Below are 26,267 nucleotides of genomic sequence, written 5' to 3'. Positions count from 1 at the left end.
CCATTTGCCCACCCGTTTGCCAGACCATTTGCTCACGTGCAGATCTTTTCGGTCTTTTCATTAAGTCCTTTACGAATACGCGGCGGATAACTCATGGACGCTATATTCCTTCAAATTCTCAATGGGTTGGACAAGGGCGGCGCCTATGCGCTGATTGCGCTTGGCCTGACTTTGGTGTTCGGTACGCTTGGCGTGGTGAACTTTGCCCACGGTGCCATCTTCATGATGGGCGCCTTTTGTGCGGTTACGGTCGAAAAGATCCTGACCTTGTCAGTGCGGGTCAAAGATGAGTCGGTGACCTTCTTTGATGCCTATAAGGAAACGCCTTATCTCGAAGTTTGGTTTGGCGATACCGGGGCTGCGATCATTGATTGGTCCGTGCCGCTTTCGATTATTTTGGCAATTCCGGTGATGCTGTTGATTGGCATCGTCATGGAACGCAGTCTGATCCGCTATTTTTATAAACGTCCACATGCCGATCAGATCCTTGTGACCTTTGGTCTGGCGATTGTGTTGCAGGAACTGGTTAAGGCGTTCTTTGGCGCCAATCCAATTCCGCAAGGTGCGCCGGATGTTGTTGCCGGTTCTGCGGCGATTGGGGCGGTATTTGGTCTGGGCGAAGCCGTTGTTTATCCTTGGTGGCGTTTGATTTATCTGGCGTTCTCGCTTGTGACCATCGGGCTTGTTTTCTCGTTCTTGCATTTCACCACCTATGGGATGGTTGTGCGTGCCGGGATGGCCGACCGCGAAACAGTCGAGCTTCTTGGGATTAATATCGAACGACGCTTTACGATTGTGTTTGGCATGGCCGCGGTGGTCGCGGGCCTTGCAGGCGTGATGTATACGCCGGTTCTTCCCCCGGATTACCATTTGGGGATGGATTTCCTTGTGCTGTCATTTGTCGTGGTGGTTGTCGGGGGGATGGGCTCTTTGCCCGGTGCCGTACTCGCAGGGTTCCTGCTGGGTATCTTGCAGTCCTTCTCGTCCATGACCGAGGTAAAAGATATCTTCCCGGGCATTGACCAAGTCATCATTTACCTTGTTGCCGTCGTTATTCTGCTGACCCGCCCGCGCGGTCTGATGGGTCGTCGCGGTGTGATGGAGAGCTAAAATGACACATACAAAAATCGCCTCCCCCAAGCAGGATATCCTTTACATGGCCATCTTGTCGGCTGTGGTGCTGACCATGCCGATCTGGTTGCAGCCTTTCGGGGCGGCCTATCCTGACTTGATGCAAAAATTCATGATCTTTGGCATCTTTGCCATTGGCTACAACATTCTGTTTGGCTTGACCGGGTATCTTTCCTTTGGCCATGCCGCCTTTTTGGGGGTGGGGTCCTATACCGCGGTCTGGTCGTTCAAACTTCTGTCGATGAACGTCATTCCGGCATTGATTTTCGGAACCGTTTTGTCGGGCCTGTTCGCGCTGGCCATCGGGTTTGTCTCATTGCGCCGGTCGGGGATTTATTTCTCGATCCTGACACTGGCCTTTGCGCAGATGTCTTATAACCTGGCCTATTCGGTGTTGACCCCGATCACCAATGGTGAAACCGGGTTGCAGTTAACCCAGGGCGATGCACGTGTTCTTGATCGGATGGCCGGTATTCAGGCCGATGCATCGCTTCCGACCCCGAATCTGTTTGGAATCGAAGGCATCGGTTATTCCGGGTTCTATATCTGTGCGGCCTTGATGTTGATTTCGTTCTTCATCTACTTGCGCATCTTCCGGTCCCCATTTGGCTTGAAGTTACGTGCAATCAAATCGAACCAAAACCGTATGGGCTATACCGGGTACAATACGCGCCCGTACTTGATGACCGCGTTTGTCATTTCGGGCATGTATGCCGGTTTGGCAGGGTCCCTTTTGGCGGTGACCGATCCGCTGGCCGGGGCGGAACGCATGCAATGGACCGCATCGGGCGAGGTGGTTTTGATCACCATCCTTGGCGGTGTTGGTACCTTGATTGGTCCGCTTTTGGGCGCTGGGATTATCAAGTATTTCGAAAACATCCTGTCGGCGTTTAACGATTCAGTTCTTCAAAATGCATTCTCGTTCCTGCCCGATTGGTTGGCGCACGGGCTCGCATCGGTTCTGGGGCTGTTTGTGGGCGATGGTTGGCATCTGACACTTGGTCTTGTGTTTATGCTGATCGTGATCTTCCTGCCCGGTGGCATCATGGAAGGTATCAGTCGCCTGTGGCGTCTGGTCAGTAGCAGCGCATCATCGACCGATGACAAAGAAAAAGAACAACCTTCGACGAAGGAGGCCTGATTGATGTCTGAGTACATTCTTGATGTAACCGATGTGGACAAGAATTTTGGCGGTTTGCGCGCCCTGTCTGACATCAACCTTCGGGTTAAGGAAGGCACAGTTCACGCCATTATCGGCCCGAACGGGGCGGGTAAATCGACATTGCTGAACGTGATTGTCGGGCGTCTTACCCCAAACCGCGGGCGGGTTTTGCTGGGCGATCAGGTTCTGACCGGCAAGCACCCCTACGAGATTAACCAGCTTGGGGTGGCGCGTGTTTTCCAGACACCGGAAATCTTTCCGGAATTGTCGCTTTTGCAAAATGTGATGGTCCCGGCCTTTGCCAAGCGGGACGGCGAATTCAAAATGGGCTTTTTGAAAAGTTTGTTTGCGGAAAAGGAAATCCGCGAACAGGCCGAGCACCTTTTGGAAGATGTCGGTTTGATCGAACATCAGGATCAAATCGCAAGTTCGATGTCGCGTGGGGATAAACGTCGTTTGGAATTGGCGATGTGTTTGGGTCAACATCCCAAACTGTTCCTGCTTGATGAGCCAACAGCAGGCATGTCACGCCATGACACCAACCGCACCATTGAATTGCTGCAACGGATCAAGGAACGCGGCATGACCAAGGTGATCATTGAACATGACATGCATGTGGTGTTCAGCCTAGCCGACCGCATTAGCGTTCTGGCGCAAGGGGCGATCATTTGTGAGGGTACGCCAGAAGAAGTGCGCAATGACCCACGGGTCAAAGAGGCCTATCTCGGAGGGGAAGCGGTATGAACGCAGTGCAAAGACAGGAACCGGTACGTAAAAAAGGCGGTGATCCTGCGTTTTTCTCGGTCTATGACCTGCATGCTTATTACGGCGAAAGCTATATCGTGCAAGGCGTTTCCTTTGACATTCGCGAAGGTGAAATCTTGGCCCTTTTGGGCCGTAATGGGGCCGGGAAAACATCGACCTTGCGCGCGTTGGCGCGGATGGCAGACCCGGAACTTAAACATGGTGAAATCTGGCTTGATCATAAGCCACTGCACACCATGAAAGCCTGGCAGGCCGCCCAGCTTGGCTTGCAGCTCGTGCCTGAAGATCGCCGGATCATTCCGGGCATGACGGTGCATCAGAACCTTGAACTGGCCCAAATTGCCGAGCCAATTGGTTGGTCGATTGAACGCATCTATGAGCTGTTCCCACGTCTTGGCGAACGTGCCGAACAAGAAGCCATCACCCTTTCCGGGGGCGAGCAACAAATGCTGGCGATTGGCCGTGCGTTGGCCCGCGATATCAAGATTTTGTTGCTTGATGAACCATACGAAGGTTTGGCACCGGTGATTGTCCAGGAAATTGAAAAGACGCTGCAAAACGTCAAAAAACTGGGCATCACCACGATCATTGTCGAACAAAATGCCATTGCCGCACTTAAGCTTGCGGATCGTGCGATCATTATGGATAGCGGCGAAATCGTCTTTGATGGCACCGCGCAGGCGGTTCTTGATGATGATGAACTGCGTGACCAGTATCTTGCGATCTGACATCAGTTAGGGGAGGGCGAAATACCGCCATGCGCGGTGTTTCGATGCGGAAAGGCCGTGCCTTTGGGTGCGGTCTTTTTGCGTTTGGCCTGCGGTTTTTGGCTGTTTTTGGGACTTGAGAAAGGGGTGGTAGCTTAGCCTTGCGGCCCGATTGCCACCCCTTCGAAATCCTTCAGCACATTTAACACAATCGATGTTTTGACATGCTGCACGGAATCATGGGGCAGCAGCACCTCATTGACGAAATGCGAAAGTGCGGCAAGATCGCGGGTCGCGACCTTAAGGTGGTAATCCATCTCCCCCGTTAGCGAGAATGCTTCAAGCACTTCGGGCAAATCGGCCAAAAGGCTGGCGAACCGTTTGGCGTTGTCGCGGTTATGGGTGGCAAGGGTCACCGAAATCACCACCAGCAATCCCAATCCCATTTTCTGTCGGTCGATATCGGCCCGGTAACCACGAATGACTTTGTCTTCTTCCAGCCGTGCACGTCGGCGCGAACATTGCGATGCCGACAGGCCAATACGTTCGGACAGATCATTGTTGGTCAGGCGGCCGTCCTTTTGCAGTTCGGCCAGCAATTTCAGATCAAGTTTATCAAGTTGCATGACAACCGCACCATTTTGACTGATGATGCATGATGTGTGCATTGCGTGCCCGAAATCAACCATAAATGCATGCACTTTGCGCGCAATTTGGCGCACGATTGGACCTAATAAGAAATTAAATAATTCCAGTCAGAGGAGACTTCATATGGGCCCGTTCCCACATGACGCACCGCGCGCCACGATTTCGGACCAAAACCCCGCCGGGACCGACGGATTTGAATTTGTCGAATTCGCCCACGAAGATGCGACAACGCTGGAAGCTTTGTTTGATCGCATGGGCTATTGCCCGGTTGCCAAGCACAAAACCAAAAACATCACGGTCTGGCGCCAAGGCGACATCAATTACATCCTGAATGCCGAGCCCGGCTCGCACGCGATGAAGTTCGTTGAAAAACATGGTCCGTGTGCACCGTCGATGGCATGGCGTGTGGTTGATGCCAAACATGCCTTTGATCATGCGGTGTCCAAGGGGGCCGAACCTTATCTTGGTGATGACAAAACCCTTGATGTGCCTGCGATCAACGGGATCGGTGGATCTATCATTTATTTCATCGATGCATATGGTGAAACCGGATCGGCCTATGACGCGGAATTTGACTGGCTTGGCGAACGCGATCCAAAACCAGAAGGTGTCGGGTTCTACTATCTCGACCATCTGACCCATAACGTTTATCGCGGCAATATGGACAAATGGTGGGATTTCTATCGCGATCTGTTTGGGTTTAGCCAAATCCACTTCTTTGACATTGCCGGTAAAATCACCGGGCTGGTCAGCCGGGCGATCACGTCGCCCTGTGGGAAAATCCGCATTCCGCTGAATGAATCGACCGATGATAAAAGCCAGATCGAAGAATATCTGAAAAAATACAAAGGCGAAGGCATCCAGCATATCGCGGTGGGTACTGATGGTATTTACGATGCCACGGACAAACTTGCCGCCAATGACCTTAAATTCATGCCCGGCCCGCCGGAAACCTATTACGAAAAGTCCCACGAACGTGTGCACGGCCATGACGAGCCGATTGACCGCATGAAACAGCACGGCATCCTGATTGACGGCGAAGGCGTGATTGATGGCGGGATGACCAAAATCCTGCTTCAGATTTTCTCCAAAACCGTGATCGGCCCGATCTTCTTTGAATTCATTCAGCGCAAAGGCGACGAAGGCTTTGGCGAGGGCAACTTCCGCGCCCTGTTTGAAAGCATCGAAGAAGATCAAATTCGCCGTGGTGTCCTGAAAGTCGACGCCGCCGAATAATCGGCGATGGGGGAGAAGACATAAAAAAACGGCCCGAAACAAGGTATGCTGTTTCGGGCCGTTTTCTTATTCGGTTTGATGTGGCTCTGGCTCTGGCTCTGGCTGTTTTATCAGTAGGCGCCAAACCCCAAAAGATGCGGCAGCCAAAGAATAAGCCCAGGCACAGCAACCATCAGGATCACGCGAATAACGTCGGCGGCCAAAAATGGCAGGATACCGCGTGATAACGTGGTGATGGTCATGTCCGATGATACGCCCTGAATGATAAACAGGTTCATGCCAATCGGCGGGGTGATTAGGCCGATTTCAACAACCGAAACCAACAAAACCCCAAACCACACCGGGTCATAGCCAACCCCGCTAATCACGTTAAAGGCCGGGACCACGGTCAAAAGGATCATCGACAGGCTGTCCATGAAACACCCCAGAACCACATAAAACACCAACAAACAGATCAAAACCGCCAGCGGTGAATAGCCCTGTGTCGTGATCCAATCGACCAATGTTTGGGTCAGGCCGCTTGTTTCAATAAAGAAATTAAAAAGTGCGGCACCGATCAGGATCATAAAGATCATGCCGGTCATGCCCGCCGTTTCGCGAATGCCCGACCGCAAGGTGGTCCAGTTCAGCTTTTTACGAATGGCGGCAAATAAAAGTGCCCCGCCCGCGCCAACCGCGGCGGCCTCGGTTGGGGAAAATAGCCCGGCGTAAATCCCGCCAATCACCAAAACGATCAGTAAAATCGCATCCCACATCTGAAGCAACGCCCCCCAGCGTTTCGACCACGGCACATAATCACTGACCGGGGCCAAGGACGGGTTGCGCATTACTTGGAGGCGGATCGACGCAATATAAAGAACCGTCGCCAAAAGACCGGGGATCATGGCGCCCGCAAACAGCGCGCCAATCGATTGTTCGGTCATCAGCGCATAAATCACCAACAGGATCGATGGCGGGATCAAAACGCCCAGCGTCCCGCCGGCGGCGATTGATGCCCCGGCAAGGCTTTTGGCGTATCCGCGTTTTTGCATTTCGGGTAATGCCACCCGGCCCATGGTCGCACAGGTCGCAAGCGAGGATCCGCAAATCGCGCCAAAAACCGCACTGGCGCCAACACTCGATGCCGCCAACCCGCCGGGGCGATGCCCGGAAAAGGCCGTGATGCCGCGAAACAGATTGCCCGATAATCCCGAATGGGATGCAAACACCCCCATGAAAATAAACAACGGCACAACCGACAGCCCATAAGGGAAAATGGCTTCAAACGGTAAACTTGCCATCACATAGCTTGCCGACATCCAGTCGGTCAAAATCAGTGTGCCGCCAATACCAACAACCGCCATCGCAATCGCGACCGGAACGCGCAACAGTGCCAGTACCAAGGCAACAACAAAGCCGATTAGTCCTGCCCATTCGGTGGCCATCAGATATTCTCGTTGGTTAAAAGCGTTTTTAGAAAATGCACCAGACACACCAGTGTCGATATGGCGATGCCGCTGAGCAAAAAGAACCAAAACAGGATCATCGGGATCGCAAGGTTTTGCGATACATCGCCGTAATCCCATTGTTCCATCGCCCGTCCCCAGGACAGGTACAGCAAAAAGGCCATCAATCCGGCGCATAAAAGCGGGATCAAGGTGTCGATGGTGTTGAAAATAAACCGAAGTTGGTTGGGCCCAATCAGATCAACCGTGACATGGGCGCGCGCACTAAACGCATAGGGGATGGCCCAGGATGCCGCCGCCATGACGCAAAACTGAGTCAAATCAACCGCGCCAACCATTGATTGCCCGCCGATGCGCCGCCAGACAATATCAACAATCACAATGCCAATTGCCCCGATCAGGGCGGACATGCCGACAAAGGCCAGAATATCGGTCAGGCGGTTCATAAAGCGATCAAGCTGGTGGATCGCGGCATAAAGCCGCGATCCACCCGATTTGTCAGCGCGTTGCGTCATTTGTCGTCCGCGTGATATTTGGCGTCAAATTCCGCGACCAATTCCTGTGCGCGTTTGTAAACGGCTTGGGGATCGGCAACGCCTTTTTCTTTCAGACCTTCAAGGTAATCCTTGATCATCGGCTGCACCGATTCCTGCCACTCGGCACGGGTGGCATCATCGATTGTGATGATTTCATCACCGCGTTTTTCGGCGTCGGCTTTGCCCGCGGCTTCCCATTTATCCCACCAGCCGCCAAACTTGCCGACCAGTGCATCGCCGGAAATTTCGTCAATCGCGGCCTGAACGTCTTTGGGCAGGCTGTCGTATTTTTTCTTGTTCATGACGAAATAGAACCCGGCGGTATAGGCCGCCGCATCGGTATGATATTTCAAAAGTTCATTGGCCTTAACGGCGTTGACCAAATCCCACGTCGTTACCAAACCTTCGATATTGCCCTTTTGCAGGTTTTCGTAAATTGCCGAAGGCGGCAGGCCAACCGGGGATGCGCCAAATGCTTCTAGCATTGCCGAAACCGCCGGGCTTGGCGTGCGAAGACGCAAACCTTTCAGGTCGTCAAGCGACCGCACCGGCGTATCAAGGGTGTGGATCAAGCCGCCTTCGTGGGTGAAAAGGGCAAGAACCTTAAAGTTCTCATAGTCGCTGCCAAGAAGGCCTTCTTTATACAGATTCCAAAGCGTTTCCGAACCGGAATCGGCATATTTCACCAGAAACGGCATTTCGATGATCGATGCGGACGGATAACGATCGCGCGGAATACCATTCAGGCCAACAGCCATATCCATCACACCGGCACGGACCTGATCGGCCTGACGGTCGATTTTGCCAAAGGCGGATGTGGCGTCATAAATTTTGACGTCGACTTTGCCGTTGGTTTTTTCCGAAAGCTGCGTGGCCCAGCTTTCAAGAAAATCAACCTGGAAGCCGTGACTTGGCGGCAGATAGTGGCTGACTTTTAAGGTGATATCAGCAGCCTGCGCCATTCCAGCCCCGGCAAGCATGCTTGCGCCGGTCAAAAGGCTCATCAGCGTTTTGCGTACATTCATCGCTTTCAATTTCCTCTCCCTGTTTTGGGTCGTTTTGAATTTGTTGTTGGTTTTGTTTTTTGGTTGGCAGTCACATGGGCGTGGTCTTGGTCATCGGCTTGGGCGTGGCGTCAGCATTCCGTTGGCGTTGGCATTTCCGGTCTTATGGCGTCTTGCCGGTTTGGGCTTGCCCATCCCATCCATCAAATTTGATCCAGCGCCGAATGCGATTTCCGCTTTGCATTGGAATTATGATATATATAATGAATTACGCAATATGAAATTTTCAAAGGTATTTTTTTGTCCATGCCCCGCGCAAATGACCTTTTGACCGACCCGGTTGATTTGGATGAAGCCGTTTTGCCAGATGCATCAAATGAGTCTGCTTCATCTGACGCCGCCGATACCCGTAAGGGGATCCAATCGGTCGAAGTCAGCGGTGTGATCATTTCCGCATTGTGTGATTTCAAATTCCCGGTCGCGTTAAAGGATCTGGCAGCCGCGGTGGATATGTCACCGGCCAAGGTGCATCGGTATCTGGCAAGTTTGGTACGCATCGGTTTGGCGTGGCAGGATGACCAAACCGGCCTTTATGGCCTTGGCCCTATGGCGCTTCGCATGGGGGTTTCGGCCATTGAACGTAATGACGTTGTCATGCGTGCCGGGCGGTTGCTGCGCAAACTTGCGATTGAACTTCGATCATCCGGGCATTTGGCAATTTGGGGTGAACGCGGTCCGGTCTTGATCCGCACCGAACATGGCGGCCCGCCGATCATATCGACCATGGGGCTGGGCACGGTGATGCCGCTGTTGCGGTCGGCCACCGGCCAGGCCTTTTTGGCCAGCATGCCGCGCAGTGCCATCGAACACGTTATTCACGCCGAACAGGATATCCTGCATTGGGATGATGCGACGGTGGATCAATTGATCGCCAATACCCGTGCGCGCGGTGCCGCCGTGATCGAAGGTGACATCGTCCCGGGGTTATCGGCAATCAGTGCGCCGGTTTATAACCTTGATGGGGCGGTTGCATGCTGCGTGACGTTGATGAATCCCAAGGTCGATTATTTCCAACCGGGCCATCCGGCCTTTGATGTCTTTTTACGCGAAATTTCGTACTTCACCCAAAGCTGGGGCGGTGCACCGCGTGCCGAAGACCGGGCATTGGATGCTGCCGAGGTCAGTCAGGACAGCGCAATCAAAGCCAGCTCCGTCAAAGCCACTACAGTCAAAGATCGTTAAGTTTTATCAGGAGGTCGGACAACCGGGCAAAATCATCATCGCCCAGAAATTCACGGACTTTGCGGTTATAGGCAACACCCGCCTCGCACAAAGACGTAAAGGCCGAAATACCCTGGGCGGTTAATTCAAGGCGCTGAACGCGACGGTCCTTTTCATCCTGGCGACGTTTTAACCAGCGGCGCTTTTCGATGGAAAACACAGCGCGCGACACCTTGGTTTTATGAAGCCCTGTATGGGTAACGATTTCAGTCGCGGTCAACGCGCCATATTGGCCCAACGTGGCCAAAACGCGCCATTCGGATCGGGTCATGCGGTAACGGTCGCGATAAATATCGCGAAATCCCAAACTGACCTTCTCGCTGGCGTGATGCATTAAAAACGGCAGAAAGCTTTGCAAATCGAACTGGGATTTCATGGCATAAAAAGGCCGTTTGATAGTTACAAAAACAACAGTTACGAATGTAACTATATGAAATACTGTTAGGGAAAAGGCAATGACCGATCATATCGCGACGATAAAAACCGCTAAAACCGGTGCAAATGGCGATTTGTCCTACATGCCCGGTTTTGGCAATGACTTTGAAACGGAATGTCTGCCCGGCGCCTTGCCGCAGGGGCAAAACAGCCCGCAAAAATGCCCCTATGGCCTGTATGCCGAACAACTTTCCGGGTCGCCCTTTACCGCACCGCGCGGCACCAATGAACGGTCATGGCTTTATCGGATGCGCCCCAGTGTGCGCCATAATGGCCGGTTTAAATCCCTGTCCCTGCCAGATTGGAAAACCGCACCTTGCGTAAGTGATCATAGCTTGGCCCTTGGGCAGTTGCGTTGGGACCCGGTCCCGATGCCGTCCGAACCAACCGATTTCATGACCGGCATGCACACGGTGACAACCGCCGGCGATGCGATGACGTTAAGCGGCATGGCAAGCCACGTTTATGCCTGTAACACCGATATGGTGGATGACTATTTTTTCAATGCCGACGGTGAAATGTTGATCGTGCCCGAAAGTGGCACACTGCGCATTTTTACCGAACTTGGCATCATGGATGTTGAGCCGCTTGAAATCGCCCTGATCCCGCGCGGCATGCTGTTTAAGGTGTCCATCATTAAGGCCGGGATTGATGGCGGTGCACGTGGGTATGTCTGTGAAAACTATGGTGCGAAATTCACCCTGCCCGAACGCGGGCCGATTGGTGCCAACTGCCTTGCCAATCCGCGTGATTTCAAAACACCCGTTGCCGCGTATGAAGATAAAGAAACCCCGTGCCGGATCATGATCAAATGGTGCGGCCAGTTCCACCAAACTGACATTGGCCATTCGCCACTTGATGTCGTGGCATGGCATGGCAACTACACGCCGTTTAAATATGACCTTCGGACCTTTTCGCCGGTCGGGGCCATTTTGTTTGACCATCCTGATCCGTCGATCTTTACCGTTCTGACCGCCCCATCGGGCGAGCCCGGAACAGCCAATATCGATTTTGTCATCTTCCCGCCGCGTTGGATGGTGGCCGAAAATACCTTCCGCCCGCCATGGTATCACCGCAACATCATGTCCGAATTCATGGGCCTGATTTGCGGCCAATATGACGCCAAGGAAAAGGGCTTTGTGCCCGGCGGCATGAGCTTGCACAACATGATGCTGGCCCATGGGCCCGATACGTTCGGCTTTGAAAAGGCATCCAACAGCAATCTTGGCCCGGAAAAACTCGATGGCACCATGGCGTTTATGTTCGAAACGCAATTCCCCCAGCAACTGACCAAATTTGCCGCCGAACTTGAAACCCTCCAGGACGATTATCTTGAGTGTTGGGAAGGGCTGGAACGCAAATTTGACGGCACCCCGCAAGGTCGCCCTTAAAGGGCAGCCGATAAAAAGACGACTTTCTGGACTTAACGACAAGAAAATGCCGGAGGCATAAAACCAATGAAACTTGCAACTCTTAAAAACGGGACGCGTGACGGCCAGCTTATTTTGGTGACCCGTGATCTTTCGCATTATGTTGATGCCAGCGCGATTGCACCGACCCTGCAGGCGGCCCTTGATGATTGGGCGATTGTCGCCCCGCGCCTGACAGAACTGGCTGATGAAATCGAAGCCGGATCATCGATTGCCAAACGCGAAGCCCTTGATCCCACCCAGTTGCATTCGCCTTTGCCGCGTGCGTTTCAATGGGCAGATGGCTCTGCCTATGTCAATCATGTCGAATTGGTCCGAAAGGCGCGTGGGGCGGAAATGCCCGACTCATTCTGGACCAATCCGCTGATGTATCAGGGCGGTTCGGACAATTTCCTGGGCCCACGTGATGACATCAAAATGGCCGATACGGCCTGGGGCATTGATCTGGAGGGCGAAATTGCCGTCATCACCGATGATGTGCCGATGGGGGCCAGCCTTGATCAGGCACGCGATGCCATTCGGTTGATCATGCTGGTCAATGATGTGTCGCTGCGCGGCTTGATCCCGGGCGAACTGGCCAAGGGATTTGGCTTTTTCCAGTCCAAACCATCGTCGGCCTTTTCACCCGTTGCCGTGACGCCAGACGAATTGGGCGATGCATGGGATGGCGGCAAGGTGCATTTGCCGCTGAATGTTGACCTAAATGGTGCGCCGTTTGGCCGGGCTAATGCCGGGGTCGATATGACCTTTGATTTTGCCCAACTAATCGCCCATGCCGCACGCACACGCCCCCTTGTTGCGGGCAGCATCATCGGATCGGGCACGGTTTCAAACAAACTGGATGGTGAACCGGGCAAACCGGTCGCAGAAGGCGGGGCAGGTTATTCCTGCATTGCTGAAATCCGCATGATTGAAACCATCAATAACGGCGAGGCCAAAACCCCGTTCTTGCAGTTTGGCGATAACGTTAAAATCGAAATGCTGGGCAAAGACGGCAAATCGATCTTTGGCGCAATTGATCAGACCGTCGCGGAATATAAAGGTTAAGGCAACCGATCATGGCTGAGGTCGTTTTACATGACTATTGGCGATCCTCAGCCAGTTATCGGCTGCGGATTGCCTTGCGACTTTTGGGGATTGAATATCGCACGGTGCCGGTGGATTTGCTGACACAGGGCCATAAAAACCCGGAATTCCTGAAATACAATCCGCAAGGATTGGTGCCTGCGCTTGAAATCGACGGGCTGATACTAACTCAGTCGGTGGCGATTTTGGAATATCTTGATGAAACCCGTCCGGGATATGGCCTGTTGCCGTCTGACAGCATCGGCCGGCATCGGGTGCGGGCTCTGTCGCATGTTATTGCGATGGATATTCACCCCATCTGTAACCTTGGCGTGGTGCGCAATATCATGGATATCGCCACCACCCACGGCGAAGACGCCAATGTGGCGCGGTCCGAATGGATGGCAAAATATATCGGGTCGGGCTTGGCCGGTTTCGAAGCCATGCTTGCCCAGACACCCACCGGCGATTTTTGCCATGGGGATCGGCCCGGCATGGCCGATATTTGCCTGATCCCGCAGCTCTATAACGCGGATCGTTGGGGGGTGGATACCAGTGGTTTTCACAAGATCAACGTCATTGCCGAGCGCTGCTCTGCGCTCGCGGCATTTGAAAACGCCCATCCCGATAAGTGCCCGCAATAACCGGGAAACGGTAACGTCTCATCATTTACGCGCGGTGGGGCTAAACCCCAATGGCCCTGCCGTCGCTACGCGGATCATGCGCGCCATCGACAAAGCCGTCATCGTCGATGCGGATGATCCCTGCTTGCCCGGCCAGCGCACTTTGGGCTTCGATTTCGCGCAGGATATGGCCGCGTTGGGCCAGCGCATCAAACACATCCGCCCCGGCGTCGGCTTCCAGTTTCAGACTGTCATTGGCATCTGAAAACGTCTTGCCCAATAAAAAGCGCGGCTTTGCCAGCGCTTCGGCGGGGGATAAGCCAAAATCAAACACACGGCTTAGCAACATCGCCAAGGTTTGCGGCTGTCCATCGGCCCCCTGCGTCCCGTACAGCAAATGCGGCCTGCCGTTCTTAAGCGCCAAGCCGGGGTTCAGGGTGTAAAAAGGTCGCTTGCCGGGTTTCAGTTCATTGGGGTGGCCGGGTTCGGTGCTAAAGGCGGCACCACGGTTTTGCCAGATAATGCCCGTATCGCCGGCGACAACACCGCTTCCCCAATCAAAGTAAGTACTTTGCAGCACACTGGCACAATTGCCTTGGGCATCGGTTGCAGCCAAAAATACCGTATCGCCGTGGCGAAATGGATGGGGCCAATCAAGGGCGCTGGTGGTTGAAATATCGGCCGCTGCTGCTTTTAACGTTTCGGGGCCCAGCATTTCATCGATATCATCCAGATTGAAATCCGGATCGGCAATCCGATCGCGGGCCAGAAACGCGCGTTTAATTGCCTCAACCACCAAATGGTAATGGCCCGCATCGCCTTCGGCCCATTGCTTTGCCCCCAGTTCGCGCAAAATCCCCATGGTCATCAAGGTCGCAAATCCTTGGGTCGGGGCGGGTGGGGCATAAAGGGTGACATCGCCATATTGGAGTGACGGGGCCTTAACCGTGCGGGTGCGGGTTTTGGCAAGGTCGTTTAACGTGATCGGCGATCCGGTTTGGGTCAAACCATCGACAATGCGTTGTGCCAATTCGCCTTCGTAAAATTCACGCGCCCCGTTGGCGGCGATCCTTTTTAGGCTTCTGGCAAGATCGGGCTGTTTAAACAGCTCCCCCGGTTTTGGCATCCGGCCATTGGGCGCGAAAATAGCGGCAAAGCCCGGCCATTTTTCAAATTCGTCTTTACGGAAATCAAGCCAGAAGCATTGTGAACCACTCATCGCAAAGCCGTTTTCGGCAAGATCAATCGATGGGGTCATCAGCGACGACAATGTTCGGGTGCCACCCCAATGACGGGCCGAATGATCAAGTGCGTGTTGCCACGAATCAATCGTGCAGGCGGTGGTTAATGTCGATCCCGGCCCGCGCAACGCAATCGGTGTACCCGGTGTGATGGTGTCACAGGCATTTTCGCCAGCCTGACCGATGCCCAAAAACGATTTCACCGTGCCAGTTTTGTCCGACACCATCCAAACCGCATCCCCGCCAATGCCGCAGAAATGCGGGTATGTGACCGCTAACATTGCGGCGGTGGCGACAACGGCCTCAATCGCGGTGCCGCCCTCACGCAGGACCTGTGCCCCGGCTTCGCTGGCGGCTGTGCTGGGGCTTGTCACCATGGCACGAAAAGGCGTTGTGTCGGTGGGATGTGTCATGGTGCGGTTTCTTTCGATCAATCCAGAACGGGTATCTTTGGTGGCGAAATTGTATGCAATCAATTATACAAAAGGTATTAGGCTAAGGGTCTATGGACCACGCATCCAGCCACGCAAAATCGGCATTAACATAACGGATCGGCATGAAGGCATCTAATAAGGCAAAACACCGGACGGACATGATCAGTGCGGCCCTGCGATCGGCCATTCTGGAACGGGTTTTGATGCCGGGTATGAAACTGCCCGAAGATTCGCTTGGTGAGCGTTTTGGCGTCAGCCGCACGCTTATCCGCCAATCGCTTGAACGCCTCGCCGCCGAAGGCCTGATTGAACTTCGCCGCAACAAGGGCGCGATGGTTGCCAAGCCCAGCCTTGAAGAAGCCCGCGATTTGTTTGAATTGCGTACCCAGATCGAAGACCTTGTGATCAGCCGGGTGATCAAAAACATGACGCCCGACATCATCACCGAACTTGAAGCCCACCTTGCCAAGGAAGTCGAGGCCGAACATGCGGCCGAGCCAAAATCGATCCGGCTGGCGACCGAGTTCCATATCCTGCTGGCAAAACTGGCTGGAAGCCCGGTTTTGCTGCGCTACGTCGAAGAAATCGGCTATCGCTGTGGCTTGACGCTGTCGCTGTATGCTAGGCCCCATTCCACCGATTGCGGCATTGCCGAACACCGCCAGATTATCGAGGCCTTGGCAAAAGGCGATGCCGACACCGCACGTGACCTGATGCGCCATCACTTGAATGCGGTGGCCGATCGCGCGCTTTTCACATCCGATGAAGGTGGCCCGCTTTTGTATCTTGATGCGCTTGAGCCCTACGCCAAAAAGGTCCGCGACGGCGGCGCGTAAGGTATCTGCGCTGTCCTGCCCATCATCATCAGCGAAACTTGACGCCAGAGACGCATAGCGGAATGGTTTGGGGGCGATTTGCATCGATCGGCGCATATCGCAGGGACTTACGCCTGAATGCCTTTGCGCACCAAAATGCGTTCGGCACTTTCATTCCAGACATCCATTTTGACGATCTTGCCGTCTTTGATCACGAACCGATCAACGTAACGGTTGCCGTCAAACGCGGTGCCATCGGGCCATTCGCCGTACAGCCAGCCGATGCTGTAAACCACGGTCTCGCCGTCATATTTAACAACGTCAAACTGACCGAACTTCTTTTTCACCCATTTATAGCGCGCCGCATTAAATGCGGTGGTGCCCGACGGATGATCGTATTTCTGACCATCGGTAAAGGTGATGACAACATCATCGGACATGAATGTCGCGGCCAGATCCGGATCGGGTTTCATCGACGCATCCAGAAAATCACGCACGGTTTGTGCTTCTGGCGGCAGGCTATCAAGCACGGTTTGCGCTGATGTCTCGTTCATTTCGAAATCCTCATTCACGGCATTTGATCTGCGATGAGCATAATACGTAGGCAGAAAATTTGCATGCACTAATTTTATGCAATAATTGCATGCAATCTGCGTATGCATAAGGCAATGCACAGATTTCACGCAGCTAAAAATCTCCTAACAAACTGATTTTATTGCATTGTTATTTTTGGCACGTCCCTTGCTGCGGTGCGAAGGTTCTTTGGCGCGCACTGTGAAACTGCGACGACCAACAGCAAAAGTCATATAATCAGGGAGTCTCACATGCCTATTTCCTCGCATATCCCGAAACTCACGCGCCGTGCCGCCCTTTTGGGTGCTGCGGCGGCACTGATGTTTTCCGCCGTCTTGCCCGCCCATAACGCCCGTGCCGAAGATACCGTCAAGCTTGGTCTTGTTGCTGCGCTAAGTGGTCAGTCGGCCAAATCGGGTGAGGCGATTACGCGTGGTATCATGCTTGCGATTGACAAGATCAACGCCGACGGTGGCGTTCTTGGCAAACCGATTGAACTTGTATCGCGTGATGATGAAGCCAACCCGGGAAAAGGTCTGGTTGCGGCACGTGAACTTGCGCAACGCGAAGGCGTTGCTGCGATCATTGGGGGGCTTGATACGCCTGTTTCCTTTGCCATTGTACCGTTCGTTAATCAGCAGAAAATTCCGTTCATCGGTCCGTGGGCGGCTGGCACCGGGATCACCAAAAACGGTGCGGATGAAAACTATGTCTTCCGTGTTTCGGCGGTGGATGAATATGTCGACGAAGCGATCACTGAATATCTGATTGCCAATTACGGTGCCAAAAAGCCGGGCATGATCCTGATTAACAACCCGTGGGGCGAGTCCAATGAAAAGGGTTTGCTGAAAGCGCTTGATAAACGCGGCATGGAACATGCCGGGATTGAAAAGTTTGAATCAAACGACGTTGACGTTGTCCCGCAGCTGACCCGCTTAAAAGAAAACGGTGCAGATTCCCTGTTTGTCGTGGCCAACGTTGCCCCAACCGCACAGGTGATCAAATCGCTAGATCGTATGGGGTGGGATGTGCCGATCTCATCGCATTGGGGGCCGGCCGGTGGTCGTTTCACCGAACTTGCGGGTAAATCTGGGGAAAAGGTCCATTTCATTCAGACCTATCTGTTTACTGATGCGGCCGACCCGATGTTTGTCAAGCTTCAGGAAAAGTTCCCTGAAATCAAAACGCTTGCCGATGTTACCCCGGCAACCGGCATTGCCAATGCCTATGACGCGACCCTGTTGACTGCTGCCGCGATTGAAAAGGCTGGCTCGACAGACGGTGCGGCCATTCGCCAAGCCATGTACGAGATTTCTGGCATCAAAGGCATGATCAAAACCTACGACACGCCCTTCACCCCGGACGACCAGGACGCGCTTGGTCCCGAAGATTACACCTTCGCGCATTTCGTCGACGGTCAGATTATTCCGATCAAATAATCAATCTTTTCAACCCTTGCGGCGCTTTGTGCCGCAAGGGTTTTTATCCCTTTGAACGCAGCACCCATGTGCAATCGACAAGCAGGTAACCGGCAATGACACTCTTAATCGCAGCCCTGATTACCGGCATCGGTCTAGGCAGTATGTACGGACTGGTCGCACTCGGATTTCAGATCACTTATTCGGTGTCCTCAAAAGTCAATTTCGCGCAAGGCAGCATGGTGATGCTGGGTGCCGTATTGGGGTTTGTGTTTTGTGAACAATACGGTTTTCCGGTCATTCTGGGCTATCCGCTGGCGATTCTGTGCTGTGGTGTTGCGGGTATTCTGGTCGAGTTTTTCCTTGTCCGCCCATTTGCCATTCGCAATTCCGAAGCCTGGCTAATGGCAACGGTTGCGGGCGGTATTCTGCTTGATAACGTGGTTTTGTTCACCTTTGGCAATGAGCCGCGCACGTTACCGTCAAACCTTGTCAGTGAAAGCTGGAATGTATTTGGCACCGGGGTGTATCCGCAGCAAATCCTGATCCCGATTGCCGCCATTGGTGTCGCATTGGCCTTGAACGCGCTGTTTCGTCATACTCGGCAGGGGCGAGCGCTTTTGGCTGTGGTGCAAAACCTTCAGGCCGCCAAGCTGATGGGCATTAACACCACCGTTATGGTGACCGGCTCATTTGCCATTTCATCAATGTTGGCGGGCTGTGCCGGGCTTTTGATTGCCCCGCTGTTTTCCGTACATTCGGATATGGGTACCTTGTTTGGTCTGAAGGCCTTTGCCGTCGCCATTCTGGGCGGGATGACATCGGCCTATGCGGTGATGCTGGCCGGATTTATCTATGGGCTGGTTGAGGCCGGTGTGACCACTTATCTCGGCTCGTCCTATACCTTCATTGTCGTGTTTGCCTTGGTGATCGCGGTTCTGACCATCAAACCAAGTGGCCTGTTTGGCCGTGCTGCGATCAAAAAGGTCTGATGATGAAAAGCCTTCGCAAATTCAAAAATCCCATCCCGAAATTGAACAAACCTGTTGCACTCGATTGCACGATTATTCTTGCCGTGATCGGTGGTTTGATCGGCGTTTCGATCACTGGCGGATATACCCAGTTCGTCATTGGCCTTGTCGCCATCACCACGGTTTTATGTGTGGGGCTGAATGTTCTGTATGGGCTGACTGGGCTTGTATCACTAGGGCAGGTCGGGTTCTTTGCCATTGGTGCCTATGCCAGTGTGATCCTGACATTGGCCGGGTTGAATTTCTGGTTGTCGCTGGTGGCGGCAACGCTTATTGCCGCGATTGCGGGCTGTGTGCTGGCCATATCGGCAGTTCGGATGGCCGGGCCGTTTTTGGCGATGGTGACCATTGCCTTTGCCTTTATTGTCGAACATGGCGCGATTGAATGGCGGTCTTTGACTGGTGGGCAAAATGGCCTGATGGGCTTTCCGATGCCGCAAATCGGATCTTACGTTTTTGCAGAGCGTGATCTTGTGATGCTGTGCGTGATTGTTGGCGGTATTGGCTTGCTAGCGTTCCGGCGTTTGGCCGTGAGTGGCTGGGGCATGGCGATGACCAGCATGCGCGATGCCGAAATTGCTGCAAGTTCGCTGGGCTACAATGCCTTTGCGGTCAAGGCATCGGGCTTTGCCATTGCGGCCGCTGTGGCCGGCCTGGCGGGTGCGTTGTACGCACCTCTGATGATGTTTATCGCACCTTCGAACTTCCCGATCAGCCAGTCGATCTTGTATCTGTTTGCCGTCATTTTGGGCGGTGCGGGAACGGTTCTGGGGCCGTTTGTCGGGGCGTCTGTGTCGGTTCTGTTGCCCGAACTCCTGTCTGATTTTGCCGAATACCGCTTGCTGATTTTCGGTGCTCTTTTGATTGTGGTGCTTCTGATTGCACCGCGCGGATTGGTTGGTATGGCGGAGCGCTTCATCCCGATTGCCAAACGCGGTGTGAAGGCCATTCCCCCCGCCGAGATTGAGGCGGGTCTCAAAGCATACCCAAAATCCGATGGGTTAACCGTCGATAATGTGTCGATTTCTTTTGGCGGGGTAAAGGCTGTCAACAGCGTCTCCTTTGCCGCCAAACCGGGGCAGGTAACATCGATCATTGGTCCAAACGGGGCCGGGAAAACCACCCTTTTGAACATCATCAGCGGCTTTTACAAACCAACCGAAGGGGCGGTGCGCATTGGCGATCAAGATATCGCCGGGCGTCCAACCGACTTTGCCGCACGCAGTGGCATTGCGCGCACCTATCAGGCGACCCGTCTGTTTGAAAACATGTCCGTAATCGACAATGTGATCGCGGGCCTTCCGGTCGGCCGGTTTGGCGCACCGTTTTCGGTGATTGCATCCGACAAAAACCGCAGCCACGCGGCGGGGCTGTTGGCATTTTGTGGCTACCTTGGTGATATTGATGCCCGGGCCGGTGATTTGCCGCATGTGGATCGCCGATTGGTCGAAATTGCTCGGTCACTTGCCACCAAGCCCGGCGTGTTGTTGCTCGATGAACCTGCTGCTGGCTTGATGCATGCTGATAAGGTGTCGCTGGCCAAATTATTGCGTCAGTTGGCCGATGCTGGGATCACTGTGGTGTTGGTCGAACATGACATGGAAATGGTCATGGGCATTTCCGACCATATCCTGGCGGTTGATGCGGGAACGCCGATCATTTTCGGATCGCCGCAGGCAGTTCAAAACGATCCACAGGTGATCGCGGCCTATCTTGGCGACGGCGAAATGACGGCCCGCCCGCGTCCCATCCCGTTCGAAGTCGGGGCCTCCCCGGTGATTGAAACCCTGCGACTGACAGCGGGATATGGTGCCGCACCGGTCCTACAATCGGTTGATCTGAAAGTCCAACAGGGCGAAATGGTCGCCCTGCTGGGGGCAAACGGGGCGGGTAAATCTACCTTCCTGACCGCCCTTGCCGGTCTGTTGCGCCCGGTCAAAGGCAGCATCGTTTTGAACAACGAATATATCCATACGCTGGCCCCCCATCAGATCGTGGAGCAGGGCCTGATCCTTGTTCCCGAAGGACGGCAGGTCTTCCCCGAACTGACCGTGCGCGAAAACATTGAACTTGGTGCCTATAAACAACCAAAACCGGTTAGTAAGGACGAACTCGAAGCGATCCTGAAGCGCTTCCCGCGCCTTCGTGATCGCATCAACAGCCTGGCCGGGCATTTGTCGGGTGGGGAACAGCAAATGATGGCGATTGCGCGTGGATTGGTGGCAAAGCCAAAGGCACTTTTGCTGGATGAGCCATCCCTTGGTCTGGCCCCGGCCATGACCGAAGAGCTTTATGCCATTCTGGGTGAGCTACGTGATGAAGGGGTGACGATCCTTTTGGTCGATCAGATGGCAACTATGGCGCTTTCGGTGGCCGATTACGCCTATGTCCTTGAACAGGGACAGGTCGTTGCCCAAGGAAAGGCGTCCGAACTTCGCCGTGATGAACGCCTGATTGCCGCCTATCTTGGCGGCGCCGAACAAACCACAAAAGAACCCAAAAAGGTTGCACAGTAAGATGCTTGATTATTTGGTGAGGAACGCCTGCCTGCCCGGTGAAAACACGTTGGTTGATATTGCTGTTGGCCAAGGAAAGATTATCAAGATTGCCAGGTCACTAACCGGTGATGTCCCGGTCTTTGACGCCGAAGGCCAATTGGTTAGCACCGGCTTTGTTGAAAGCCATCTGCATCTGGATAAGGCATGTATTCTTGATCGGGCCAAAAACAAAACTGGGACGCTGCAGGGTGCAATCAGCGCGGTGGCCAACGCCAAAAGTGGCTTTACCGAAGACGACATTTATGCCCGTGGCGCGCGTGTGCTTGAAAAGGCAGTTACCGAGGGCACAAATGCAGTGCGCACCCAAGTTGAAATTGATCCGGGCATTGGCTTGGCGGGCTTTAACGCGATTAAACGCCTAAAGGCGGATTACGCGTGGGCGATTGATCTGGAAATTTGTGTTTTCCCGCAAGAAGGCCTGTTTAACTATCCCGGCACCGAAGAATTGCTAAGCGAAGCCTTGGATAATGGCGCGGATTTGCTGGGCGGTTGCCCCTATATGGATACCGATCCCGAAGGACAGATTTTGCGCCTGTTTGAAATGGCGCGCGACTATGACGTCGATCTCGATTTCCATCTTGATTTTGACCTTGATGCCAGTTGGCGGCATTTGGATGCGGTTGCCAAACAGGCCATCGCCTTTGGCTGGCAAGGCCGGGTGATGATTGGCCATGTGACCAAATTATCGGTTCTGCCCAAGGCCGAGCTTGATGAAACGATTGCGATTATGCGGGATGCGGGCATTGGCTTGACCGTCTTGCCGGCAACGGATCTTTTCCTGACCGGGCGCGATCATGAACATACCGTGCCGTGCGGTGTGGCACCGGCGCATAAGCTGACCCAGCATGGGGTTTGTTGCACGATTGCGACCAATAATGTGCTGAACCCCTTTACGCCCTATGGGGATTGTTCGCTGTCGCGGATGGCAAACCTGTATGCCAATGTCAGCCAACTTTCGACCGAGGCGGAATTGGAAAACTGCTTTGCCATGGTGTCGGATGCCCCGGCAAAATTGCTTGGAAAGCCAACGAAAATTGCGGTGAATGAAGCGGCCAGTTTCATTGTGCTGCCTGCCCAAAGCCGCGCACAAGTCATCTCAGAAATCAGCCGCCCGATCTGGGGCATGAAAGATGGCCGCGTGACGTTTGAGCATCCGGTGGCGAAATTGATCCGCCCTTAAATCATTTTGGGCAATGCGGTGAGGCGTCATGTGCGCGTTGCCTTGCCCCGTGATGTTGGCGCCGGTCTTCGCAGCGTGCGGAGGCCATTGCGCCGTTGGGTTGGGCTTAGTGTCGTGCTGGCGTTGAGTAGACGACGGCGTTGTGAAGGCTGCTCCCTTACTCTGGCCCAAGCCCCAGCCCCAGCCCCAGCCCCAGCCCCAGCCCCAGTCCCAGCCCTTCACGCGCAGCGTGAACCTAAGCCTGCGCCATGACCTTCACGCCCCCTAAGCACTCGCAAACACTGCTGATGACCAACGCTGCCTGTTGCAAAGCACGTGCGGTGGCGCCTCGTTTGAATTCAGAGATCGGTCGGTGGTTTGCGGTTGGATGCTGCCAATTGCGTCGTGCAGGCCGTTGGAGGCGCTGGCATCGGCCAAAACCGGGGCTTAGGAACTGGACGGGGAGAGGATGTTGAGATCGTCTTGGGTGTCGATGTCATGCGCGGCATTTGGCAGATCGACGCCAATCACATCGTGGTCTGGGCCATTGAGGATCCTGCGCGCGCCCTGTTGTCCGGACAGGGTTTCAAGGGTTTTGAACAGATGGGCCGGGAATATCGCAGGCACACCGTATCCGCCATCATAACGGGTGGCGACAATGGTGGAGCCATCAAATTGGGAGATCAATTTTTGATAGTCCGCCGTGCAAAGGCGTACTTGATCACAGAGCGCAATCAAAACACCATCAAAAGCCCCATGACGGCCAATTTCGGCCATCCCCGTCGCAATCGAGCTTCCCATGCCTAACGCCCAGTTTTCATTGAGGATGATATTGTGGACAGGGTCAATTTCTGGGGCGATTTCATCATGAAATGCGCCCAAAACCACGAATAAACCCGATGGTGACAGGGGGCTTAGGGTATTGATGGCATGGCGCAGCATGGGTTTGCCATCAATATCAGCAAGCTGTTTGCGCCCGCCAAAACGCGCACTTTCCCCAGCGGCCAGAAGTAACACCGCCAGATGGGGGATGGGTTTGTCGATGGAATGGGTCATGCGCGTGACGATATCACATTTTAGGGTGTTTTCGACCGGTATTAAGACTGGCAGGACAATAGATGTCAAATTGGCAGGTCCCAATATCAATGCATTGCTGGGCTGGGAGCCTTTGGCTACCTTGATAAAAGAAAAGCCTGCCGGGTGGGGTGCACCGGCAGGCCTTTGATTTCATTGGCAAACAGGGGGATTGTTTGCCGGAACGGTCAACGATATCGGTTTGGGAGATGACCGTGTTGGCAGGCGAATGCCACGTCGCGGCGGGCAACGCCGATATCATCCAGAACTTCGCGGGGGGCGGATTTTAGCATTTGGGTATCGCGCGCAATTTTATAGGCATGCGCCCATTTGCGCGGCAAAAGAACGAGCCAGCGCCAGACAGAAGCGCCCGAAATCGGCGCAACGTTGGTGGTGGCGGCGAGGGGTTCGGTCGTAATATGTGCTGGCATGATGCTGGCTCGTGAGTTTGTTTTGCTAATAAGGGGACAAAGTTTCCTTTGAACCCGCAGTTAATTTACGCCCGCGAATTGTTATTTGGCGCGCAAACTTCGCAAATCCTTGCGAGATTTTCGCAAAGAATGTGCAAAAACGATTTTCTTTCGCAGGCGGCTTGGGTCATGTTTGGGGCGGGGTGCAGCATGATGATGAACCGGGAACATGAACCGTGGCGGAGCTTGATAAATTTGACTATCGCCTGCTTGAATTATTGCAGGAAAACAGCCGGTTAACCGGTGGTGCGCTTGCCGAAAAGGTCGGGCTATCCTCGGCTGCGTGCCTTCGGCGGGTGCAGCGTTTGCGCGAAACCGGGGTGATTGAACGCGATGTTGCGGTCGTTTCTCCCAAGGTGTTTGGCAAGCGGATGATGGTCATTGTGCTTCTGACCATGGAGCGTGACCGCCCGGATCGGTATATTTTGATGCGTGACGCCTTTGCCAAAATGCCAGAAGTCGTTCAATGTCATCATGTTACGGGCGCGCATGACTTTGTATTGCGCATTCAGGTCAGCGACATGGAAGAATATAGCGCCTTTGTCGAGCGCGTTTTTCATGAGCCTTATATCAAGCGCTATGAAAGTTTGGCGGTTCTGGGATCGCTGAAATAGCGACGGGTGCACGCCCGAAAATAGCCCCATACGCGGCGATTTCATTATTCATAATAAGTGAATAATGCATCCGATTATTCATTTTAGGTGAAATGCCAGATGGCGGGTGAGACGCGCGCCATGTGTCGCCGGTTTTCGCGCATTTTAATTGTATGAGGATTAAAATGCGACATGGATATGTGAGAACCGTCCGACGGGCCTGGCTGCGATAATTGTCATATCGGGAGCAGTTGCACCAGGCGGTCGGATAAATGCGCCGTCGTTAGTCAAGGCGTCGGGTTGAGTCCCGAAGGGCAGGGTAAAGGGGCACGCGCAGCATATGCACATTTGCCCGGTCACAGGGGAGGCTTTCCTTGTCGAAGGTGGCACGAAGGATCGCATCGCCCAGAACATCGATCTTTGCCCCCCAACTGGTCAGGCGATAGGCGGGCCAGCTTCCCATCGGGTGATCGTCAATGCCGACCACGGCGAGCTGATCAGGGATGGAGATACCCAGAACGCGTGCGGCGTCGATGACACCCAGCGCCATGGCATCGTTGGAGGCGAAAATTGCATCGGGCGGGTCCATGGTATTGAGCATCGCCATTGCGGCCTGAAACCCGCTGTCATGCCCATAATCCCCTTCGCCATAGCAATGGAAATGCATCCCGTATTCGGCGAGAACCGCGCTGGCGGCATCATGGCGTTCGCGGTCGGAAAAGGCGCGGTGGCGGGTGCCGATATAGCCAATTTTGCGATGACCACCCCGGATCAGAAGCCGCGTTGCCGCATCGGCACTGGTTGGGTTGTCATAGATGACGCAGCTGGTCCCGGCTTCGCCGATATAGCGGCCAAACAAGGTCAGATGGGTGCCAATGCGCGTACAGCGTTCGGCGGCCGCGGCCCCGACGGTGCCGGCAAAAACAATTGCGGCTTCGACCTGATAGGAGAGGGCTTGTAGCAATCCCTCGTCGGCCAAGCCGCCGGTGGGGATCGGCACCAGAAGAGCGCGTTTGCCCTTTTCGCCCAGCAGGCGGGTGACGACTTCGATCAATGGGGCGTCCTGTGGCGAGGTCATCGGACCGATGATCAGCGCGACAAGCCCCGATGAACCCGCGATCAGACCGCGCGCAAGGATATTGGGCAGATAGCCCAGTTCCTTGGCCGCCCCCAAAACGCGCGTGCGCACATTGTCCGAGACATAGCTGCCGGGGGTAAAGCTGCGCGATACGGCGGAGCGCGACACCCCGGCCAGATCGGCGACATCCTGCGAGGTGATCTTGCGTTTGGTGGTCATTTTCCCGGCTTTCTGCATGTTTGTGCATATTATATGAAATCGAGTGCAGGTCGGTTCAACTCTGAGCGCTACATCAGGGTATTTATTGTAAGTATTCCTTATTTTTCAGCGGTTCAACAGCATAAATCTTTTGGGA

At 54.1% G+C, this 26,267-nt stretch carries 25 protein-coding genes; 15 read left to right on the top strand and 10 right to left on the bottom strand.

What is annotated here, in order from left to right:
• The first annotated feature begins 93 nt into the window (after positions 1-93).
• The 4 genes from HCZ99_RS08740 to HCZ99_RS08725 are packed head-to-tail and all read left to right on the top strand — an operon-like array spanning position 94 to position 3,786.
• Positions 94-1,110: a branched-chain amino acid ABC transporter permease gene (locus tag HCZ99_RS08740; RefSeq protein WP_167446540.1), complete on the top strand. Its 1,017-nt coding sequence runs from the start codon at positions 94-96 to the stop codon at positions 1,108-1,110.
• Position 1,111: 1 nt separating this feature from the next.
• Entirely contained in the window at positions 1,112-2,272 is a 1,161-nt protein-coding gene (locus HCZ99_RS08735) for a branched-chain amino acid ABC transporter permease (RefSeq protein ID WP_167446539.1), read from the top strand.
• A 3-nt stretch (positions 2,273-2,275) separates the two neighbouring features.
• Positions 2,276-3,037, top strand: coding sequence for an ABC transporter ATP-binding protein (locus HCZ99_RS08730; RefSeq protein ID WP_167446538.1), 762 nt, complete (start codon positions 2,276-2,278; stop codon positions 3,035-3,037).
• On the top strand, positions 3,034-3,786 hold the full coding sequence (locus HCZ99_RS08725; RefSeq protein ID WP_167446537.1) for an ABC transporter ATP-binding protein: 753 nt from the start codon (positions 3,034-3,036) through the stop codon (positions 3,784-3,786). Before HCZ99_RS08730 ends, HCZ99_RS08725 begins: the two co-directional genes overlap by 4 nt.
• A 134-nt stretch (positions 3,787-3,920) precedes the next feature.
• On the opposite strand, the gene HCZ99_RS08720 is transcribed toward HCZ99_RS08725, so the two are convergent.
• The gene (locus HCZ99_RS08720; RefSeq protein WP_175581441.1) at positions 3,921-4,391 is read right to left on the bottom strand and encodes an Lrp/AsnC family transcriptional regulator; all 471 of its coding nucleotides are present in this window, start codon (positions 4,389-4,391) and stop codon (positions 3,921-3,923) included.
• Between the two features lie 145 nt (positions 4,392-4,536).
• On the opposite strand from HCZ99_RS08720, the gene hppD reads away from it, so the two are divergent.
• On the top strand, positions 4,537-5,649 hold the full coding sequence (gene hppD, locus HCZ99_RS08715) for a 4-hydroxyphenylpyruvate dioxygenase (RefSeq protein WP_167446535.1): 1,113 nt from the start codon (positions 4,537-4,539) through the stop codon (positions 5,647-5,649).
• 110 nt (positions 5,650-5,759) lie between these two features.
• Here hppD and HCZ99_RS08710 read toward each other — a convergent pair whose 3' ends face one another.
• The 3 genes from HCZ99_RS08710 to HCZ99_RS08700 are packed head-to-tail and all read right to left on the bottom strand — an operon-like array spanning position 5,760 to position 8,655.
• On the bottom strand, positions 5,760-7,073 hold the full coding sequence (locus tag HCZ99_RS08710) for a TRAP transporter large permease (protein WP_167446534.1): 1,314 nt from the start codon (positions 7,071-7,073) through the stop codon (positions 5,760-5,762).
• Positions 7,073-7,609 carry a TRAP transporter small permease gene (locus tag HCZ99_RS08705; RefSeq protein WP_167446533.1) on the bottom strand — a complete coding sequence of 179 codons (537 nt, stop codon included), beginning with the start codon at positions 7,607-7,609 and terminating at the stop codon, positions 7,073-7,075. Before HCZ99_RS08705 ends, HCZ99_RS08710 begins: the two co-directional genes overlap by 1 nt.
• Positions 7,606-8,655, bottom strand: coding sequence for a TRAP transporter substrate-binding protein (locus tag HCZ99_RS08700; protein ID WP_254869529.1), 1,050 nt, complete (start codon positions 8,653-8,655; stop codon positions 7,606-7,608). Before HCZ99_RS08700 ends, HCZ99_RS08705 begins: the two co-directional genes overlap by 4 nt.
• Before the next feature lie 285 nt (positions 8,656-8,940).
• On the opposite strand from HCZ99_RS08700, the gene HCZ99_RS08695 reads away from it, so the two are divergent.
• Positions 8,941-9,876, top strand: a complete 936-nt coding sequence (locus tag HCZ99_RS08695) for an IclR family transcriptional regulator (protein WP_254869528.1) — start codon at positions 8,941-8,943, stop codon at positions 9,874-9,876.
• Here the strand turns inward: HCZ99_RS08695 and HCZ99_RS08690 are convergent.
• Positions 9,863-10,291, bottom strand: coding sequence for a MarR family winged helix-turn-helix transcriptional regulator (locus tag HCZ99_RS08690; protein WP_167446531.1), 429 nt, complete (start codon positions 10,289-10,291; stop codon positions 9,863-9,865). The genes HCZ99_RS08695 and HCZ99_RS08690 overlap by 14 nt on opposite strands.
• 79 nt (positions 10,292-10,370) lie before the next feature.
• On the opposite strand from HCZ99_RS08690, the gene hmgA reads away from it, so the two are divergent.
• From hmgA to maiA, 3 genes are all read left to right on the top strand, one after another.
• Positions 10,371-11,741 (top strand): homogentisate 1,2-dioxygenase, encoded by a 1,371-nt coding sequence (gene hmgA / locus HCZ99_RS08685; protein WP_167446530.1) that lies wholly within the window; start codon positions 10,371-10,373, stop codon positions 11,739-11,741.
• Positions 11,742-11,807: 66 nt separating this feature from the next.
• On the top strand, positions 11,808-12,827 hold the full coding sequence (locus tag HCZ99_RS08680; protein ID WP_167446529.1) for a fumarylacetoacetate hydrolase family protein: 1,020 nt from the start codon (positions 11,808-11,810) through the stop codon (positions 12,825-12,827).
• A gap of 11 nt (positions 12,828-12,838) precedes the next feature.
• On the top strand, positions 12,839-13,489 hold the full coding sequence (maiA, locus tag HCZ99_RS08675; protein ID WP_167446528.1) for a maleylacetoacetate isomerase: 651 nt from the start codon (positions 12,839-12,841) through the stop codon (positions 13,487-13,489).
• 40 nt (positions 13,490-13,529) lie between these two features.
• Here the strand turns inward: maiA and HCZ99_RS08670 are convergent, their stop codons facing one another.
• A complete protein-coding gene (locus tag HCZ99_RS08670; protein ID WP_217701477.1) occupies positions 13,530-15,122 on the bottom strand; it encodes a gamma-glutamyltransferase family protein in 1,593 nt (530 codons plus the stop codon).
• Between the two features lie 143 nt (positions 15,123-15,265).
• On the opposite strand from HCZ99_RS08670, the gene HCZ99_RS08665 reads away from it, so the two are divergent.
• Positions 15,266-15,979, top strand: coding sequence for a GntR family transcriptional regulator (locus HCZ99_RS08665; protein WP_167446527.1), 714 nt, complete (start codon positions 15,266-15,268; stop codon positions 15,977-15,979).
• Positions 15,980-16,086: 107 nt separating this feature from the next.
• Here the strand turns inward: HCZ99_RS08665 and HCZ99_RS08660 are convergent, their stop codons facing one another.
• Positions 16,087-16,512: a nuclear transport factor 2 family protein gene (locus tag HCZ99_RS08660; protein WP_167446526.1), complete on the bottom strand. Its 426-nt coding sequence runs from the start codon at positions 16,510-16,512 to the stop codon at positions 16,087-16,089.
• Positions 16,513-16,782: 270 nt separating this feature from the next.
• Between HCZ99_RS08660 and HCZ99_RS08655 the strand changes: the two genes are divergently transcribed.
• The 4 genes from HCZ99_RS08655 (at position 16,783) to HCZ99_RS08640 (ending at position 22,718) form a co-directional block, all read left to right on the top strand.
• A complete protein-coding gene (locus HCZ99_RS08655; protein WP_175581440.1) occupies positions 16,783-17,970 on the top strand; it encodes an ABC transporter substrate-binding protein in 1,188 nt (395 codons plus the stop codon).
• 95 nt (positions 17,971-18,065) lie between these two features.
• A complete protein-coding gene (locus HCZ99_RS08650; protein ID WP_167446525.1) occupies positions 18,066-18,941 on the top strand; it encodes a branched-chain amino acid ABC transporter permease in 876 nt (291 codons plus the stop codon).
• The gene (locus tag HCZ99_RS08645) at positions 18,941-21,496 is read left to right on the top strand and encodes a branched-chain amino acid ABC transporter ATP-binding protein/permease (protein ID WP_167446524.1); all 2,556 of its coding nucleotides are present in this window, start codon (positions 18,941-18,943) and stop codon (positions 21,494-21,496) included. Before HCZ99_RS08650 ends, HCZ99_RS08645 begins: the two co-directional genes overlap by 1 nt.
• A 1-nt stretch (position 21,497) precedes the next feature.
• Complete coding sequence (locus HCZ99_RS08640; RefSeq protein ID WP_167446523.1) at positions 21,498-22,718, top strand: amidohydrolase family protein; 1,221 nt, start codon at positions 21,498-21,500, stop codon at positions 22,716-22,718.
• Between the two features lie 426 nt (positions 22,719-23,144).
• On the opposite strand, the gene HCZ99_RS08635 is transcribed toward HCZ99_RS08640, so the two are convergent.
• Positions 23,145-23,822 (bottom strand): nucleotidyltransferase family protein, encoded by a 678-nt coding sequence (locus HCZ99_RS08635; RefSeq protein ID WP_254869527.1) that lies wholly within the window; start codon positions 23,820-23,822, stop codon positions 23,145-23,147.
• 137 nt (positions 23,823-23,959) lie between these two features.
• Positions 23,960-24,202 carry a hypothetical protein gene (locus HCZ99_RS08630; RefSeq protein ID WP_167446522.1) on the bottom strand — a complete coding sequence of 81 codons (243 nt, stop codon included), beginning with the start codon at positions 24,200-24,202 and terminating at the stop codon, positions 23,960-23,962.
• Positions 24,203-24,417: 215 nt separating this feature from the next.
• Between HCZ99_RS08630 and HCZ99_RS20895 the strand changes: the two genes are divergently transcribed.
• A complete protein-coding gene (locus HCZ99_RS20895; RefSeq protein ID WP_167446521.1) occupies positions 24,418-24,855 on the top strand; it encodes an Lrp/AsnC family transcriptional regulator in 438 nt (145 codons plus the stop codon).
• A gap of 262 nt (positions 24,856-25,117) precedes the next feature.
• Here HCZ99_RS20895 and HCZ99_RS08620 read toward each other — a convergent pair whose 3' ends face one another.
• The gene (locus HCZ99_RS08620; protein ID WP_167446520.1) at positions 25,118-26,131 is read right to left on the bottom strand and encodes a LacI family DNA-binding transcriptional regulator; all 1,014 of its coding nucleotides are present in this window, start codon (positions 26,129-26,131) and stop codon (positions 25,118-25,120) included.
• Positions 26,132-26,267: the final 136 nt, after the last annotated feature.

Source organism: Thalassospira lucentensis (assembly GCF_011806425.1).
Classification (GTDB): Bacteria; Pseudomonadota; Alphaproteobacteria; order Rhodospirillales; family Thalassospiraceae; genus Thalassospira; species Thalassospira lucentensis_B.
This window is presented reverse-complemented; position numbering and strand designations above follow the sequence as displayed.

Excerpts from the sequence above, each read along its gene's own strand:
- HCZ99_RS08650 (WP_167446525.1), top strand. The coding sequence starts at position 18,066 with ATGACACTCTTAATCGCAGCCCTGATTACCGGCATCGGTCTAGGCAGT.
- HCZ99_RS08630 (WP_167446522.1), bottom strand. The coding sequence starts at position 24,202 with ATGCCAGCACATATTACGACCGAACCCCTCGCCGCCACCACCAACGTT.
- HCZ99_RS08670 (WP_217701477.1), bottom strand. The coding sequence starts at position 15,122 with ATGACACATCCCACCGACACAACGCCTTTTCGTGCCATGGTGACAAGC.
- HCZ99_RS08700 (WP_254869529.1), bottom strand. The coding sequence starts at position 8,655 with ATGAATGTACGCAAAACGCTGATGAGCCTTTTGACCGGCGCAAGCATG.
- HCZ99_RS08655 (WP_175581440.1), top strand. The coding sequence starts at position 16,783 with ATGCCTATTTCCTCGCATATCCCGAAACTCACGCGCCGTGCCGCCCTT.
- HCZ99_RS08710 (WP_167446534.1), bottom strand. The coding sequence starts at position 7,073 with ATGGCCACCGAATGGGCAGGACTAATCGGCTTTGTTGTTGCCTTGGTA.
- HCZ99_RS08690 (WP_167446531.1), bottom strand. The coding sequence starts at position 10,291 with ATGAAATCCCAGTTCGATTTGCAAAGCTTTCTGCCGTTTTTAATGCAT.
- HCZ99_RS08730 (WP_167446538.1), top strand. The coding sequence starts at position 2,276 with ATGTCTGAGTACATTCTTGATGTAACCGATGTGGACAAGAATTTTGGC.
- HCZ99_RS08735 (WP_167446539.1), top strand. The coding sequence starts at position 1,112 with ATGACACATACAAAAATCGCCTCCCCCAAGCAGGATATCCTTTACATG.
- hmgA (WP_167446530.1), top strand. The coding sequence starts at position 10,371 with ATGACCGATCATATCGCGACGATAAAAACCGCTAAAACCGGTGCAAAT.
- HCZ99_RS08665 (WP_167446527.1), top strand. The coding sequence starts at position 15,266 with ATGAAGGCATCTAATAAGGCAAAACACCGGACGGACATGATCAGTGCG.
- HCZ99_RS08695 (WP_254869528.1), top strand. The coding sequence starts at position 8,941 with ATGCCCCGCGCAAATGACCTTTTGACCGACCCGGTTGATTTGGATGAA.
- HCZ99_RS08620 (WP_167446520.1), bottom strand. The coding sequence starts at position 26,131 with ATGACCACCAAACGCAAGATCACCTCGCAGGATGTCGCCGATCTGGCC.
- maiA (WP_167446528.1), top strand. The coding sequence starts at position 12,839 with ATGGCTGAGGTCGTTTTACATGACTATTGGCGATCCTCAGCCAGTTAT.
- HCZ99_RS08705 (WP_167446533.1), bottom strand. The coding sequence starts at position 7,609 with ATGACGCAACGCGCTGACAAATCGGGTGGATCGCGGCTTTATGCCGCG.
- HCZ99_RS08640 (WP_167446523.1), top strand. The coding sequence starts at position 21,498 with ATGCTTGATTATTTGGTGAGGAACGCCTGCCTGCCCGGTGAAAACACG.
- HCZ99_RS08740 (WP_167446540.1), top strand. The coding sequence starts at position 94 with ATGGACGCTATATTCCTTCAAATTCTCAATGGGTTGGACAAGGGCGGC.
- HCZ99_RS08645 (WP_167446524.1), top strand. The coding sequence starts at position 18,941 with ATGATGAAAAGCCTTCGCAAATTCAAAAATCCCATCCCGAAATTGAAC.
- hppD (WP_167446535.1), top strand. The coding sequence starts at position 4,537 with ATGGGCCCGTTCCCACATGACGCACCGCGCGCCACGATTTCGGACCAA.
- HCZ99_RS08680 (WP_167446529.1), top strand. The coding sequence starts at position 11,808 with ATGAAACTTGCAACTCTTAAAAACGGGACGCGTGACGGCCAGCTTATT.
- HCZ99_RS08725 (WP_167446537.1), top strand. The coding sequence starts at position 3,034 with ATGAACGCAGTGCAAAGACAGGAACCGGTACGTAAAAAAGGCGGTGAT.
- HCZ99_RS08660 (WP_167446526.1), bottom strand. The coding sequence starts at position 16,512 with ATGAACGAGACATCAGCGCAAACCGTGCTTGATAGCCTGCCGCCAGAA.
- HCZ99_RS08720 (WP_175581441.1), bottom strand. The coding sequence starts at position 4,391 with ATGCAACTTGATAAACTTGATCTGAAATTGCTGGCCGAACTGCAAAAG.